Origin of the sequence: Streptomyces sp. AC558_RSS880 (genome assembly GCF_019049255.1) — a bacterium.
GTDB lineage: Bacteria > Actinomycetota > Actinomycetes > Streptomycetales > Streptomycetaceae > Streptomyces.
Genome location: NZ_JAGMUJ010000079.1, coordinates 14753 through 29550, shown reverse-complemented (window position 1 = coordinate 29550; position 14798 = coordinate 14753). Strand labels below are relative to the sequence as shown.

The 14798-nt window shown below is 69.0% G+C and carries 16 protein-coding genes and 1 pseudogene; 15 read left to right on the top strand and 2 right to left on the bottom strand.

The features are described 5' to 3' along the window. Positions 1–388: 388 nt before the first annotated feature. A pseudogene (locus KUM38_RS24210) lies at positions 389–568 on the top strand (phage holin family protein); the annotation flags it as partial. Next, complete coding sequence (locus KUM38_RS24205) at positions 568–987, top strand: DUF3618 domain-containing protein (protein WP_217131543.1); 420 nt, start codon at positions 568–570, stop codon at positions 985–987. The pseudogene KUM38_RS24210 and the gene KUM38_RS24205, both read left to right, overlap by 1 nt. Positions 988–1049: 62 nt before the next feature. Here the strand turns inward: KUM38_RS24205 and KUM38_RS24200 are convergent, their stop codons facing one another. Next, entirely contained in the window at positions 1050–1883 is an 834-nt protein-coding gene (locus tag KUM38_RS24200; protein ID WP_308409031.1) for a phosphotransferase, read from the bottom strand. A gap of 105 nt (positions 1884–1988) precedes the next feature. Further along, entirely contained in the window at positions 1989–3383 is a 1395-nt protein-coding gene (locus KUM38_RS24195) for a helix-turn-helix transcriptional regulator (protein WP_217131541.1), read from the bottom strand. Positions 3384–3667: 284 nt separating this feature from the next. Here KUM38_RS24195 and KUM38_RS24190 point away from each other — a divergent pair, with 284 nt between their 5' ends. From KUM38_RS24190 to KUM38_RS24130, 13 genes are all read left to right on the top strand, one after another. Then, on the top strand, positions 3668–4177 hold the full coding sequence (locus KUM38_RS24190; RefSeq protein WP_308409030.1) for an ATP-binding protein: 510 nt from the start codon (positions 3668–3670) through the stop codon (positions 4175–4177). Between the two features lie 79 nt (positions 4178–4256). After that, positions 4257–4826 carry an AAA family ATPase gene (locus KUM38_RS43660; RefSeq protein ID WP_217131539.1) on the top strand — a complete coding sequence of 190 codons (570 nt, stop codon included), beginning with the start codon at positions 4257–4259 and terminating at the stop codon, positions 4824–4826. 910 nt (positions 4827–5736) lie between these two features. Beyond that, on the top strand, positions 5737–5907 hold the full coding sequence (locus KUM38_RS24180; protein WP_217131538.1) for a hypothetical protein: 171 nt from the start codon (positions 5737–5739) through the stop codon (positions 5905–5907). After that, a complete protein-coding gene (locus KUM38_RS24175) occupies positions 5904–7766 on the top strand; it encodes a glycoside hydrolase family 15 protein (protein WP_217131537.1) in 1863 nt (620 codons plus the stop codon). The genes KUM38_RS24180 and KUM38_RS24175 overlap by 4 nt, the downstream gene beginning before the upstream one ends. Before the next feature lie 142 nt (positions 7767–7908). After that, positions 7909–9234: an ATP-binding protein gene (locus tag KUM38_RS24170; RefSeq protein ID WP_217131536.1), complete on the top strand. Its 1326-nt coding sequence runs from the start codon at positions 7909–7911 to the stop codon at positions 9232–9234. Then, positions 9227–9658 (top strand): roadblock/LC7 domain-containing protein, encoded by a 432-nt coding sequence (locus KUM38_RS24165; protein ID WP_217131535.1) that lies wholly within the window; start codon positions 9227–9229, stop codon positions 9656–9658. The genes KUM38_RS24170 and KUM38_RS24165 overlap by 8 nt, the downstream gene beginning before the upstream one ends. A 26-nt stretch (positions 9659–9684) precedes the next feature. Continuing rightward, the gene (locus KUM38_RS24160; RefSeq protein WP_217131534.1) at positions 9685–10011 is read left to right on the top strand and encodes a DUF742 domain-containing protein; all 327 of its coding nucleotides are present in this window, start codon (positions 9685–9687) and stop codon (positions 10009–10011) included. After that, on the top strand, positions 9992–10591 hold the full coding sequence (locus tag KUM38_RS24155) for an ATP/GTP-binding protein (RefSeq protein ID WP_217131533.1): 600 nt from the start codon (positions 9992–9994) through the stop codon (positions 10589–10591). The genes KUM38_RS24160 and KUM38_RS24155 overlap by 20 nt, the downstream gene beginning before the upstream one ends. Beyond that, positions 10588–11838 carry a cytochrome P450 gene (locus tag KUM38_RS24150; RefSeq protein ID WP_217131532.1) on the top strand — a complete coding sequence of 417 codons (1251 nt, stop codon included), beginning with the start codon at positions 10588–10590 and terminating at the stop codon, positions 11836–11838. Before KUM38_RS24155 ends, KUM38_RS24150 begins: the two co-directional genes overlap by 4 nt. Continuing rightward, positions 11835–13067: a cytochrome P450 gene (locus KUM38_RS24145; protein WP_217131531.1), complete on the top strand. Its 1233-nt coding sequence runs from the start codon at positions 11835–11837 to the stop codon at positions 13065–13067. Before KUM38_RS24150 ends, KUM38_RS24145 begins: the two co-directional genes overlap by 4 nt. A 93-nt stretch (positions 13068–13160) precedes the next feature. Next, positions 13161–13670 carry a helix-turn-helix transcriptional regulator gene (locus tag KUM38_RS24140; protein WP_217131530.1) on the top strand — a complete coding sequence of 170 codons (510 nt, stop codon included), beginning with the start codon at positions 13161–13163 and terminating at the stop codon, positions 13668–13670. Further along, positions 13670–14251, top strand: coding sequence for a hypothetical protein (locus KUM38_RS24135; RefSeq protein WP_217131529.1), 582 nt, complete (start codon positions 13670–13672; stop codon positions 14249–14251). Before KUM38_RS24140 ends, KUM38_RS24135 begins: the two co-directional genes overlap by 1 nt. Continuing rightward, positions 14248–14787 (top strand): hypothetical protein, encoded by a 540-nt coding sequence (locus KUM38_RS24130; RefSeq protein ID WP_217131528.1) that lies wholly within the window; start codon positions 14248–14250, stop codon positions 14785–14787. The genes KUM38_RS24135 and KUM38_RS24130 overlap by 4 nt, the downstream gene beginning before the upstream one ends. The last annotated feature ends 11 nt before the right edge of the window (positions 14788–14798 follow it).

Here is a 14798-nt window from a genome sequence, read left to right as displayed (position 1 = left end):
CAGGAGGCCCTGCCTTCATGCGCGTACCTGCGGAAGATCACCCGACCAGGAACCCTGTTCGATCCACACGTTCCAAGATCGGTTGAGATACGGCTTCTAATGCTGGGCAAAGTCGCCTTCTCCTGATCGCCTTGGGTGCTGGTGGCCGTCGCCGGGCCGGGGCGGTCAAGACTGTGACGGTGCCTGTCGCGAAGGCCCCTATCGGGACACGTCCCCTGCCCGGCGGCAACCCGCACCGCGCCGAGCGGGCAGCCGACAGATCAATGCCAAGGCACACGGCCAGTCACGTTGCGAGTCAAGCCACCGCCCGGAGCGGCACCCGATCATCCTCACAGTCACGTTGGTTGACCGGGTGGGATGATCTTTGAATTGATCACGGCGGGGGCCGTCCGTGGCGCTGCCGGTGTGGGCAGCTGGACTGATCGTCACAGCGGTGCTGGGGGTGATCGCCGCGGTAATGGCCATGAGTGGAAAGAAGCAGATCGACCGGGCCTCGCCGCCCACGCCCGAGCAGACGGTTGAGAACGTGAAGGCCGACGTGGCCGAGATCAAGGAGAGTGCGCACAGATGCCCCAGCCGCCCCACGACGAGCCCACCGCCTCCAGTCCTCAGGAACTGCGCGAGCAGGTCGAGCAGACCCGTACCGAGCTCGGGAAGACAGTCGAAGTGCTCGCGGCGAAGGCCGACGTCAAGGCGCGTGCCCAGGAGAAGGCCACCGAAGTCAAGGAGCAGGCTGTGGCGAAGGCCGGTGAGCTGAAGGGGCAAGCCGCGCTCAAGGGCGGGGAGCTGAAGGAGAAGGCTACCGGTCTGGCCCGTCAGGCGCAGGACAGGCTGCCCGGTCCGGTCAAGGGCAAGGTCGTTCAGGCTGCCGAGCAGGCCCGGGCCAAGGCGTCCCAGGCCGGTCGGATGTGGCAGGACAAGGCGCCCGAATCGGAGCGGCATACCTCCCACTACAAGCCGGACGCGGCGCAGACTTCATGCAGGTAGTGGCGAAAGACATCAGGTAGAGGGCGGGACACCGGCAGAACGGCCTGCGAGTACTGCCGGTGTCAAAGGATGTTCCACCTGAGGGACTGGTCGTGGCGGCGAAGCCCGTCTACTCGTTGCTGGACCTCTTCCAAGCTACTTGGAGCATGGTGGACCTTACGCGCGTTCGTCGTGATCATGCGCAGCTCGCGGATCGACGCCAGGGTGCCGTAGCCGGACCACCGTGTGACGTCCCAGCCGTACGCGTCGGCGAAGGCTCCGTAGTGCTGTTTTCCGTGACCGAATCGTCTGCAGTGGACCTCTACGGTGATCAGGTCCCATTCCGGTTGTCCGATCGCCACCGTGTCCCAGTCGCACAGTACGGCTGCGCCGTCGCCCACGTGCAGGGCATTGCGGTGCTGCGGGTCTCCTTGGATCACTCCCTCCGGGAGTTCGAACTGCACTGCGCTGAGGTCGGACTCGAGCTGTGCGGCGTGCTCGCTCAAAAAGGACAGCGTCTCGGGTGACAAGCACGTGATCGCGGCGAGAGACCGGCGGATCGCAGCGATGTTGTCATGGGCGGGTAGGGATACGGGTGGAGTCGGCAGCGTGTGGAGTGCGTACAGCGGCTTGGCGAGCTGGGCTGCGGCAACGGGCTGAGCCGGCTGGGGCAGGTACTGCCAGAAGGTGATGGCGTGCTGGTCGATGATGACGGGCTGGTCGACCGGAAGCAGGGGAACGGTGGGGAAGCCGGCACCCATGAGCCAGCGGACAAACTGGACCGTGCGTGCCACGTCGTCGGTCCGTGACCCACGACGGGCGATTTTGACGACGACCTGCTCCTTCTTGAGGAGTATGACCGCGTTGGTGTGCCCGCGGAGCAGGCGAGCGTCGGAGGAGTCGAGGCCGACGGCCACGCACCCTCGCTCTAGAACCTGGTACATCTCGGACTCGTCGTACCCGCCGGGGGCCGGCGCAGCTTGTGTCATGGGGTCCAGGCTCGCCGACGTGTACGGCCGCTGTCACATCTGTCCGGAAGGAAGCGCGAGGATCTCCCGCAACTCGCGGGCTGCGCGGCCGGCCTCCGCGCCCTGCGGGAGCGCCCCGATGACTTCTCGTGCCCGCTTTTCCACAATCGGCGTCCGGTGCTCTGGGGCAATCCGCAAGAACGTGGTGGCCGCCAGCTGGCAGGCTTCCGTCGGGCTGCGATCCTGTGCGAGGCAGAGGGCTGCCTCGAGACTGAGCAGGGCTGGATCGATGCCGGTTTTCGAAGGGTAGAGACGAAGGGCTGCCTCCTGAACGCGACGTGCTTCGCTCGTCTTACCGAGGGCTGTCAGGGTTCCGCTTTCGTAGAGCCTGAATCGCCGCTCTGGGAAGCCGAAGGCGTCGTTGTCGGCTGAGCCTCTGGCTCTGCTCTGCTCGAACGCGGCCGTGGCCAATCGGCGTGCTGCCTCGGCTCCTTCCTTGTCTCCCAGCTTGGCAAGGGCGCGTGCTTCGGCCGCCGAAGCAAAGGCGGCCGTGGCGCTGGGGCGCCCGCGGCAGATGATCCGGGCCTCCCGGGCGAGAGCAACCGCGGCTTCCAGGGGGCCGTAGTAAAACGGGAGCATTGCGGCTTGTGCCCGTACTCGGGCACGGAGTTCCGTGTTGCCGCTGTCGTCCGCGGCGTTCCTCGCTGTGGCGTACCAGGACCGGGACCGGGGCAGGTGCCCAAGCTTCATGAGCGCGTCGGCGACCAGGGTGGCGAGCATCGAGGTCAGCTCGGACAGCCGAACCTGGACGGCGGCCGGCTGCCTTTGAGCGGCGAGCTCCTGGACCTCCGCGAGGAGGTCCAGGAGCACTGTGATCATGGGCGTCGGTGCTGTGTAGACGTACTGCTCTCGCACCCAGAGCACCTGTTCGTCGAGCATGTCGAGCTGGTTCGAACTGACGGTGCCGGCAGCCAGGGTCCGGTCCACTGAGCGTCGAGCCGCGTCGACTTGTTGTTCCAGCGCGTCTGCAGTGAAGGGCCGGGGTGCAGCGGTGGGTGAAGGCAGGATGCGGCCGGTCATGGCCAAGCCGGAGGAAGGTGGTGCTACAGCAGCCCCCGTGCTCGTGAACCCCAGGTCCTCTGGAGTGCAGTTGTCGTAGAACTCGCACAGTAGTCCGAGGGTTGCCGGGCGAGGCTGGCGGCCGTTCTCCCAGTGTCCGAGCTGGTCGCCGTCCACCCGGGGGGCGTCGTGACGTTCCGCGCTGAGCTCGTTCAGGCCTTTGGCTGCCTCCTTCAGCGTCAGCCCACGGGCGAGACGCTGGGCGCGCAGAAGGGATACCGCGCAGTGAGCATGGATGGTGCGAGCGATCTCGCCGGGGGGCTCACCGTGCTGGTTGGCCTCCTGGCGTAACCGCTTGGCGCAAGACGGGCCGTGCGCTGTGCGGGCCATCAGTACCTCCTCAGCCCGAACCGGTTCCTGAAATCGTAGTGACGAACCATCGACTCTGTGTCAAAAACAGTGACTTCGTCACGGATCAGTGACCCGGTTCGTCACTTCAGGTACTTGGGGTCACTGATCAGTGAACCGTCACGGTTGCCCGGCGTCACCTCAGGGCGAATCCTGCTGCTCTCGGAAGCCCGACAACGTCCGTCTGCCGGAGGACCTGACGCCCCGGCAGGCGGGCCCATGGCGGGCACCGCTCCAGCATGCGTTATCAAAACCCATGCAAAGCGGTGTCCGCCTACCAGAACCGGGAGGTGGACGCGTTGACAGCCTTGTCGAGCCGGGAGTACCTGGCGGTTCTCGCATACGACGTTGGGGTTGAGCGGGTCGCCGTCGAGATCGAGAGCTGTGAAAGCAACGTCGGTGAAGCTCGCCGTTTCGTTCGGCGGCAACTCGGCTGCTGGGGATTGCCCGAGGGTGACGGCCTCGCCGACCAGGTGGTCTTGGCCGTCAGCGAGCTGGTCACCAACGCGGTCTTGCATGGCCGGACACGGCCGCTGGAGGAGACGGAGACCGTGGGGGTCGCGCTCGCTTTGAAGAGGGGCTTCGCGCTCGGACTCATGGTGACGGACAACTCCTGCGGCGTTCCGCTGGTGAAGATCCGTCCGTCCGTGAGCGCGATCAGTGGGCGCGGTCTGGTTCTCGTGAACGCTCTCTCCGAGGGCTGGACTGCGGCTCCTCGCTGTGGTCGGGAGGGTGTCAACGGGAAGGCGGTGTGGGCCTTCTTCGCATGCCCATAACTGGCCCACCTGCCCGAGTTGCTGCCGCAGTCGGCGTGATCGGGGTAGGACGTGGAATCGAGTGCGAACAGGAGCGTGCATGATCGTCGCCTTAGGCGGTCTACCCTTCACCGGCAAGTCCGCCCTTGCCCGGGCCCTGGCGGAGGCCATACCAGGCGTCTTGCTCAACACAGCCCTGCTGCGGAAGGCCCTCTTCCCCACATTGGTAGCGGTTCCTCCGGAACTGAACGACTGGTTGTACGAAGGGGTGCTGAAGGCAGCTTCGTGGAACCTCGATACGGCGCCGGGGACGGTCATCGTGCTCGACGGACGCCCCCTCACCCGGCACCGGGACGTTCTGTCCCTGCGCCGTTTCGCTTCAAGTCTTGGTCACGCACTGCACATCGTCGAGTGTGTCTGCCCCGACAAAGTGGCGTCGGCACGGTCGGCGGCAGCCGGCGTTCCAGATTTACTTCCCAGCGCAAAGGACTCCGGCACGGATCCGATTCGGAGCCGAAGGTCGTGGTGGACACCTGCCAGCCGCTGGAACAGTGCGTGTCGGCCGCCCTCGACGCTGTGTCCGGTCTCTCAAAGGGCAGGGTGGAATCCGCTTCCTCGGGGCCCATGCACCCGACTTGACCAGGTCATTGGCATCTGCTCACAGCTGTGAGCATACGGCTCGTCCGAGCCGCTTACAGTCGTCGTCCTCTCAGGGCTCCGCTGGCATGGATTACCGACGCTGTCCCGCACGAAATAGGGCGAGGCGATGGTGCTGACAGCGAGCGGAGCGATTCTGCTCGTGGTCGTCGTGGGCGGGATGGGTGTTCTGGTGATCGCTGGATTGCGGTGGAAGCAATCGCGGTCCGACGAACCAAAGCATGACGCTGAGGCAGGCGAAAGATGATCAACGAGAACCTTCCGCAGTCGCCTCCTCCCCTCATGCCCACCCGCAGCGCCCCGTCCTGTGCTAATTCCGAGCCCCTCTGCGCCGCGACACCTCACTTACTGGAGCCACTCTCATGACCTTACGTAGTGACTTCTCATGGAATATCGATCTCGGCGAGCGACCGCCTGCCGTGGTTTCGCCAGATCTTGGTGCGGTGCGTGTGGGCTTAGCGCTTGGCCTACGCGCGATCGACGCCCTGGTCGCGGAGGGCTCGGATGTCGGGCCGGTGAAGTACTGCCTGCTCCATCACAGGCTCCTGGTGCCGGTGGAGGCCGAATCGGTCCACCAGTGGGGTGCCGCGCACTCCGACTGCGTCCCCGCGCCCAGGTTTTGGGGTTGTGGTGCCGACGGCTACTACGGCTGTTCGGGTCTGTGGGTGACCCGCCCGGACACACCCCTGGTCCGGGCCACCCCGGCCGATGCGCTACACGACGCGCTCAGCCGGACCCGCGCCGGCCTGCGTGCACCCCTCAGTGCGCACTACTCGCGTCACCGGCAGGTGTGCCGTGTGTAGACCTGCGCGGAAAAACAGGCGCTGGTGGACCTGGCGTCCTAGCTGCGGTCAGCTACGTGTCCTCACCTTCACTCTCGTGATGACCACCATCATTTGCGCCGGATCCGTACCGAGGCAGTGGTGACTCCCACCGAGTTGATCACCAGCGTGCTGATCGCGACCGTCAGGGACACTCTGGTGCACTTCGGCCCGAGCACCGCCTCCTGGCGCCACCCACCTCGCTTGCACCCGCACTGGGACCCCTCGCACGCCTACGCCATCCTCGCCTCGCCTGGAGACCGCACCTCATGACCACCCTGCCGCCTCTCACCCACCCCCCGGCCGTTCGCCGACCGCGCATCGAGGACTACGCGCTCATCGGAGACATGCAGACCGCGGCTCTGGTCTGCCGAGACGGAAGTGTCGACTGGCTGTGTCTGTCGCGCTTCGACTCCGCCGCGGTCTTCACCGGCCTGCTCGGCACCGACGAGCACGGGTCCTGGCGGATAGCCCCCACCGTCGCGGCCGGTGTGCCCGCCCCGTACGCGGACCGCCGCCGCTACGTGGGCGACAGCCTCATCGTCGAGTCCGAGTGGGACACCGCGACCGGCACCGTCCGCGTGCTCGACCTGATGCCGCCCCGTGACGGGCACGGCCCGCAGCTGATCCGCATCGTCGAGGGCGTCACCGGCACGGTGGAGATGACCTCGACGCTCGCCCCGCGCTTCGGCTACGGCCGGCTGGTGCCATGGGTCTACGACGAGGACGGGCGGACAGCCGCGGTTTCCGGTCCGGACGCGCTGTGGCTCGATGCGTCCGTACCGGGCATGGAGAAGGACGGCGCCGTCCACCACTCCTTCACCATCGCGGCTGGTGCCTGGGTGGCCTTCACCATGAGTTGGCAGCCGTCCCATGCTCCCGCGCCCGAGGTTCCCGACGCCGAAGCGGCGCTGAAGCAGACCGCCGCCTTCTGGGAGACGTGGGTGAGCCAGCTGGTCTACGACGGCCCGTACCGCGATCCGGTCGTCCGGTCTCTGATCACGCTGAAGGCACTCACCCATGCCCCCACCGGTGGGATCGTGGCCGCGCCGACGACCTCGCTGCCCGAGGAGCTCGGAGGGGTGCGCAACTGGGACTACCGCTATGTGTGGCTGCGGGACGCGGCGGTCACGCTGTCCGCGCTGCTGCGGACGGGATGCCACGAAGAGGCGGTCGCGTGGCGGCAGTGGCTGCTGCGCACGCTCGGCGGTGACCCGGAGAACTTGCAGATCATGTACCGCCTCGACGGCCGCCGCGACATGCCGGAACGGGAGCTGCACTGGCTTCCCGGATACGAGAGCTCCGGCCCGGTCCGGGTCGGTAATGGCGCGGTGGACCAGTTGCAGCTCGACGTGCCTGGCGAGGTCATCGAGATGCTGGCCCTGGCGCACGAACTCGGCGTCGCCCGGTGCGAGAAGACCGAGCGCCTGATTCTGCTGCTCGTCGACTACGTCCGCCAGCATTGGCGCGAGCCGGACGACGGGATCTGGGAGGTCCGCGGCGGCCGACGGCATTTCACCCATTCCAAGCTCATGTGCTGGGTGGCCATCGACCGCGCGGTCCGCCTCGTGGAGCAGGGCGTACTCGCCGCCAATCTGGAGGCCCTGATGGCCCTGCGTGCAGAGATCCACACCGAGGTCTGCGCGCGGGCATATGACCCGGAGCGCAACACGTTCACGCAGTCGTACGGCTCGGCGGGACTGGACGCCTCGCTCCTGCTCCTTCCGCAGACCGGGTTCTTGCCGGTCGATGACCCGCGGGTGATCGGCACGGTCGACGCTGTCCGCAGGGAGCTGGCCCCCGGCGGTGTCCTGGTGCACCGCTACCGCACGGAGGGCCGGCACGTGGGCATGGACGGACTTCCGGGCGGCGAGGGCTCGTTTCTCCTGTGCTCGTTCTGGCTGGTCGACGCGCTCGCCCTCACCAGCCGACTGGACGAGGCCGATGCCCTGTTCGAGCAGTTGCTGACGCTGCGCAGCGACCTGGGCCTGCTTGCCGAGGAGTACGACCCGGCCGCCCAGCGACAGTTGGGGAACTTCCCGCAGGCGTACTCGATGCTCGGGCTGGCCAACAGCGCCCTCTTGCTGCATGAACTGCGCAAGGCGGCGCCGGTGCCGGTGATCGCCGCGTGAACACTCCTCAGAGCTCCGCCGTCGGCCCGGTCTCCCCGCGCCTCCGTCCTAGCCCGCTCATCGGCCGCGCGGCAGGGCGGGAGCACCGCCTCTCCTCCGTCGCGCACCGCCCGCAGCCGACCCCCATGTGTCAGGAGTCTCCATGCTCGATCCACAAGTGACCGCAGCCGTATTCGGCGCCGGATTTGCCGTCACGTCGGCAGGTCTCCTCGCGCAGACCCGCACCAAGCGGGCTCTGGCCGCGCGCTGCGCGCGGCTGGAGAAGCAGCGCGAAGCCGACGGCACACACCTGGCCGCGCTCGAGGCGGAGATGCGGCACTTCGCCGAGGTGACGATGCCCGCTCTGGTGGATGTTCTGGCGCGCGGGCACCGCGGTGTTCCGGTCCCCGGGCTCAGCCAGGAGGAGCTCGCCGGCACCGTCGTCGACCACGCGCACCAGGCCGTGAGACGGCTGCTGCAGGAGGCTGTGGCCGTCACCCGCGAGCAGATCGGACGCGCGGCCAGGTCCGCGGTGCGCGACATGATCGACGAGGCGCAGACCGGTCTGCAGCGTTGCCAGATGCGCGTCGTCGAGGAGATGGAGCGCCATCCCGACGGCACGGCGTACCACCAGAGCCTGATGAACTTCGACCACCTGGTCACCCAGTCCCTGCACACGCTGCAGCGCATGCGGATTCTGACCGGATCGTGGCCGGGTTTGCAGCGCGCCGACTGCACGGTTCGCGAGATCGTGGAATCGGCGCGCGGGCGGATCAGCGACTACCTGCGCGTCAGCTACACCTACGAGCCGCGCACCGGGGAGACCTACCTGGAGGGGCGGGTCGTCGAGCCGGTCACCGTCGCACTCACCGAGCTGCTGTCCAACGCTGCAGCGTTCTCCGACGGCAAGGTGTTCGTCGAGGTGCAGCCCTTCCAGACCGGGTACTGCATCGTCGTCGACGACGGCGGCCTGAACATGAACTCCTTCCAGCGCGAGAGCGCGGGCCGGCAGCTGGGGCAGCGCGAGGTTCTGGACGTCACCACCGTGCAGGACACCGGCCAGCTCGGATTCGCGGTCATCGGCCGCCTCGCTGGCGAGTATGGCTTTTCCGCGGATGTCACCAGCACCTCCCCGTACGGCGGTGTGCGGGCGGTGCTGCGTATCCCTCTGGAGCTGTTCGGACGCGGCCCGACCGCCGAGGAGATCGAGGCCGACCGCCAGGCGGCCACGGCCCGTGCCGGACACATGCCCCTGCCCGTGGGAGCTGCTGCGGCCACCGGAGCAGCAGACGCACATCCGGCACAGGCGACGGCACCTGAAGGGCTGCCCCAGCGACGGCGGCGCTCACCGGCTGCCGCCGCGCCGGCCCGGAACAGCGAGCCCGCACCGGCGGACGACCCCGATGTGTTCTCCGCCAGCCTCGCCCAGCTCGGGCGGACCATCCACGACACCGAGAACACCCCTGAAGGAGACCACCTCCATGACTGAGCAGCAGCAGCCGACCGCCGACACTCACGACATGACCTGGATGCTCGACCGCCTCGCCAGGTCGAGGGGCGTCGCGCACGCCGTCCTGTTCACCAGCGACGGCCTGGTGCTCGCGCACTCCGAGGGACTGCACCGCGACGTGGCCGACCGGACCGCCGCCGGCTCCTCCAGTCTGTTCGCGCTGGGCCGCGGCGTCGGCGAGTTCGCGCCGACGCCCGACGACACGACCCCCCGCAAGATCATCATCGACCTTCCCGGGGCGTGCGTCCTCGTCTTCGCCGCCGGTCACAACACGGTGCTCGCCGTCGCGGTCAGCGCGGAGATGACCGACGCCGAGGTGGCGGTCGCGTCCGCCGAGACGATCAAGGCCATCAAGGGCCTGGCCCCCGCGCTGGCCGCGCGCGAGAGGACCCCGACCTCGTGACGCCCCGCGGCCGCCGGCGTGCCGGGATGGTGCGGCCTTACACCCCTACCGGGGGCAGGGCCGCACCATCCCGCCACACCCTGGACCTGGCCACGCTGCTGATCGCTGATCCGGACAAGCCGCTGGGCGGGTTGGACGCTCATTCCCACCGCCTGATGCAGCACTGCCTGCCCGGCGTGCTGTCGCTGGCCGAGGTGAGCGCCGACCTGCAACTGCCGGCCGCCGTGACCAAGGTCCTGGTCGCCTCCCTCGTCGACAGCGGCCACCTCGTCAGCCGCAACCCTGTGCCCGCCGCACAGCAGACCGACCGTCATCTGCTGGAGAGGATTCTCGATGCGCTCCACCAGCTCTAGCGGCCATTACCTGGGGCCCGGGATCGACCAGTCCGTGAAGATCGTCGTGCTCGGGCCGTTCGCCGTCGGCAAGACCACCCTCGTCGGCACCGTGTCCGAGATCCGTCCCGCCTCGACCGAGGAACGCATGACGGAGGCAGGCAAGGCGGTCGACACCCTGCGCGACCTGTCGGACAAGACCACCACCACTGTCGCACTCGACTTCGGCCGGCTCACCCTGACCGACGACATCGTGCTCTACCTGTTCGGTGGCCCCGGCCAGCCCCGGTTCAGCTTCATGATCGACGAGCTGATGCAGGGCGCGCTGGGCGGCGTGGTCCTGGTCGACACCGCGCGGATCACCGAGTCCTGGGACGCCATGGGACGCCTGGAGGAAGTCGGCCTGCCCTACGTGGTCGCCGTCAACACCTTCCACGACTCACCCCGTTACGGCGAAACCGAACTGCGTCGCGCCCTGGACCTCACCCCCTCCACACCGCTGGTCGAGTGCGACGTCCGGCACAGGGACTCGGCGAAGGCGCCGCTGATCGCGCTCGTCTCCCACCTGCTGTCCCGCACCAACCTGGAGCCCGTCTCATGACCACTCCGCCCCCGCTCTCCACCAGCGGCTGCCCCATGTTGCACGGTGCCGCATTCGCCGCCCAACCGAACGCCGTCTACGAGCAACTGCGTGCCCAGGGCCCGGCCGGATGGGCGGAGATCGCCCCCCGTGTGCACGCCCTGGTCGTCACCAACCACCGGGCCGCCGTCACCCTCGTCAACGACACGAACACCTACTCCAAGGACTCGCGCCTGTGGGTCGATCTGACCAACGGCCACGTCCCTCAGGACAGCCCGGTGCTCGGCATGATGGCCTGGCGGCCGTCCGTCCTTTACACCGACGGTGACGAGCACGCCCGTCTGCGGTGGGCCATGGACGACTGCATCGCCCGGATCAGCCCCCATTGGCTGCGGGAGATCACCCGGCGCAGCGCACTGAAGCTGATCGCCCGGGTCATCGCCCATGGTCAGGCTGACCTGATGGCCGACTTCGCCGACATGGTGCCCATGCTCGACTTCGCCGAGATCCTCGGCTGCCCGCCCGAAATGACCGACCAGATGGTGCGCGCCTGTCAGGATCTCATCAGCGCCGGCCCCGAAGCCGCGAAGGGCGCTGCGGACTTCGCCGGCCTGCTGTACGAACTCATCCAGCTGCGCCGGGCCCAGCCCGGCCAGGACCTCACGTCCTGGATGATCAACCACGCCGCGGCGCTCAGCGACGACGAGATACTCAACCAGCTGTTCTGCGTCACCGGCGCCGGCCTCATCCCCACTGCCGCCGCCACCGCCTGGACTCTGTACCTGCTGCTGCGGGACGACGACTACGCCGGCAACCTCGCCGCCGGCACGCTCACCGTGCGCCGGGCTCTGGACAAGGCGCTGTGGGAGCGGGCGCCCATGGCGAACTTCTCTGTCCACTTCGCCCGCCAGGACACCTACCTCCACGGCGTCCACGTACCGGGCGGTGTACCGGTCCTGATCTCCCACGCCGCCGCGAACACTGACCCCGCACTGCCAGGCGGCCGCAGCTACGACAGCCGGGCCCACCTCGCCTGGTCGGCCGGGCCGCACCGCTGCCCCGCGATCTCCCAGGCCACCACGATCGTGCAGACCGCCGTCGAGACGATCCTCGACCAGCTGTGGGACATGACGCTGACCGACGAGAGCGCCGAACCTCTGCTGCGGTACGGCCCCTTCCACCAGTGCCCGCAGACGCTGCCCGTCGCCTTCCGCCCCAAGTCCGCCGACCGCATCCCCGCCACCGCCCTCGCAGGAGGAACCTCGTGACCAGCACCTCCCCCACCGCAACCGTCACCCTCGACAGCACCGGCGGCCGCGCCCTGTTCGCCCAGGCCGACGCCCTCCGCGCCGCCGGGCCCGCCGTCCGCGTCCGCCTGCCCGGCGACGTCACCGCCTGGGCCGTCACCCGCGGCGCCGTTGCCAAGGTTCTCCTCACCCACGACCACGTCTCCAAGGACGCCCGGAGGTCCTGGCCGTCCCACATCCCCGGCTCCATACCGTGGCTGTACCCGTGGGTGGACGTCGTGTCGATGTTCACCTCCGACGGCGCCGACCACCAGCGCCTGCGCCGGCTGGTCGACCGCGCGTTCACGCCCGCCCGCATCGAGGCCATGCGCCCCGCCGTCCACGCGATCGTCACCGACCTCCTCGACCACCTGGAGACGCTCGCTCCCACCGGCCCCGTCGACCTGCGCGCGCAGTTCTCCTATCCGATCCCGGCCCGGGTGATCTGCGACCTCTTCGGCGTGCCCGCCGACCAGCGGCCCGAGATGCTGCGCGTGATCGACTCCGTGCTCGCCACCGACGTCACTCCCCAGGAGGCCGAGGCCATCAAGCGGGATCTCGGCCAGGCCATGCGGGCCCTGATCGACACCAAGCGCAGCCACCCGGGCGAGGACATGACCAGCCTGCTGCTGGCCACCCACGAAGAGGACGGCGACCGCCTCAGCCACGCCGAGCTCATCTCCACCCTCATCCTGATGATCGGCGCCGGCAGCGAGACCGCCGTCGCCCTGATCAACGCCGCCGTCCGCGAACTCCTCGCCCACCCCGGCCAGCTTGCCGCCGTGCTGGCCGACCCGGCGCGCTGGAGCGACGTCATCGACGAAGCCCTCCGTCTGCACCCCCCGATCATGTACATGCCCCTGCGGTACGCCACGGCGGACATCGACCTGGGCGACGGCGTCGTCATCCGCCAGGGAGACGCGATCATCATCGGCTTCGGCGCCCACGGCCGAGACCCGGACATCCACCAGAACCCCGAGGCCTTCCGCATCGACCGGGACGACAAGCAGCACCTGGCCTTCGGCTACGGCATCCACTACTGCCTGGGCGCCCGCCTCGCCAAACTCGAAGCCGACGTCGCCCTCCCGGCCCTGTTCCAGCGCTTCCCCCAGCTCGCCCTGACCGGCGACGCCAACGACCTCGAGCCGCAGCGGTCCTTCATCGGCACCGACGTCACCGCTCTGTCCGTCGCACTGCATCCCACGCTGTAACGGCACCCGGGCGCGTGCCAGGGAGCCTTCGCCCCGGCACGCGCCGACCACCTTCGACAACCCACCCACTCTCCCCCTGTCTCAGGACCGACGATGACCACCACCGACACCTCGCCCGCCCTCCTCACCCACGACCAGCAGCGCGTCGCCGCACGGCTCGTCTACGGAGCCTCCAACCAACTGATAGCCCGCCAAGTCAACTTGACCGTGTTCACGGTGGCCAGCCACCTCGCCGCTGCCCGCCGCAAGCTCGACCGCCCGAACTCCTCGCGCGCCGTCCTCACCCACGCCCTGCCCACGGCTCGGGAAGTACCGCCGCCCTCCACCACCGGGCCGGCACCGGAGTTCACCGAGCACGACTGGCAGGTCATCCGCGCGGTCGCCGAGCACACCCTCAACAGCGACATCGGTGAGGCGATCGGAGTGCGCGCCGACGACGTGCGCGCGGAGATCGACGCCGTCGTAGCCAAGGCGGGCGCCCACAACGCGGTCCACCTCGTCGGCCTGGCCCGCGCCTGGGGCATCCTCACAGACACTGCCCCGCCCCGCCTCCGCAGCCAGCCCGTGCCCGCCGCGGCCACGGCCACGGCAGGAGCAGCGTGATGGCCACTGTCGGTCCACCGGCGTACGCGATGCTTCCGGTCCGCACCGGCGCGGCAAGAGCCGAGGCTGCGGCACTCGCCCAGGAGACCACCCGCAGACTCGCCGAGCAAGGCATCGACCATCCTGCTGATCAGCTGGTCGCCCTCATCCGGTCGCAGGCCACCGTCACCGGCCTCTACGACGAAGGCGAACTCGCCGGATGTCTCGTCGTGCACCCCGGCGCGGACCTGCCGCACTGGAGCCGCGACTGCCCGGGCCCTGGGATCTGGGTGTCCCTGGTCCCGCCGGTGCCGGGACACGACGACCAGGCGGCGCGACTGCTCACGCTGTGGCTCGCCAACCACGCGGCACAGCACGGCCTGGAGTGGGTCTGGTGCGAGGTCCCGGCCGCCTCCCAGACCCGCGCGACGCTGCTGGCCCTGCTGCGTGATCTCGGATGGGAAGACCTGCCGCCTGTCCGCCGCGCCGACGGCGAACGCGTCACGCCTCTGCGACTGCGCGCCGAGCCGCGCCCCGCTCCCACCGTGGCGATCTCCGCTGCTGACGACGCGCTTCCCTTGCCGGAGGTGAGCGCCCGATGAGCACCCATGCACCCACCCTGTCTGCCGCTGCCGACCCGCTGTCGCGCCTGCAGCCGCCCGACGGCGTCCGGACCCTCACGCCTCGGGCCCGCGGCCAGCGCCCCGCACCCGTGCCGCCGTGGCGCCCCGCAGGAGCGCTGGCTCTCGCCCGGCAGAGGGCCGCCATCAATCAGGCCGCACTGCGGCACGTCGACGGGCCGCCGTACGTGGTCCTGTACGCCCTAACCCGTGCAGACCTGGACCCGCACGGCGACCTCGCAGCCGCCCAGGGACACGCCACCCTCCACTCCTTCACCGTCACCGACCGGATCGTCGACACGCTCGACGGCCACAGGGACGGCGACGACCCCACCCTGCGGTGCGGATACGCCCGCGCGCTGCGCCTCCTCGCCGACCTGGCCTCGCCCGTCCGCGGCGTCGTGGCCGTCAGTCGGACCTTGGTATCCCCCATCGACCGAATCTACGAGGCGCAGTTGCGCTCGATCACCGCTCGGGCGGGCGGGCTGTGGCTGGTGCGTGCCGAGACCGAACTCTGACTGCCGGACCG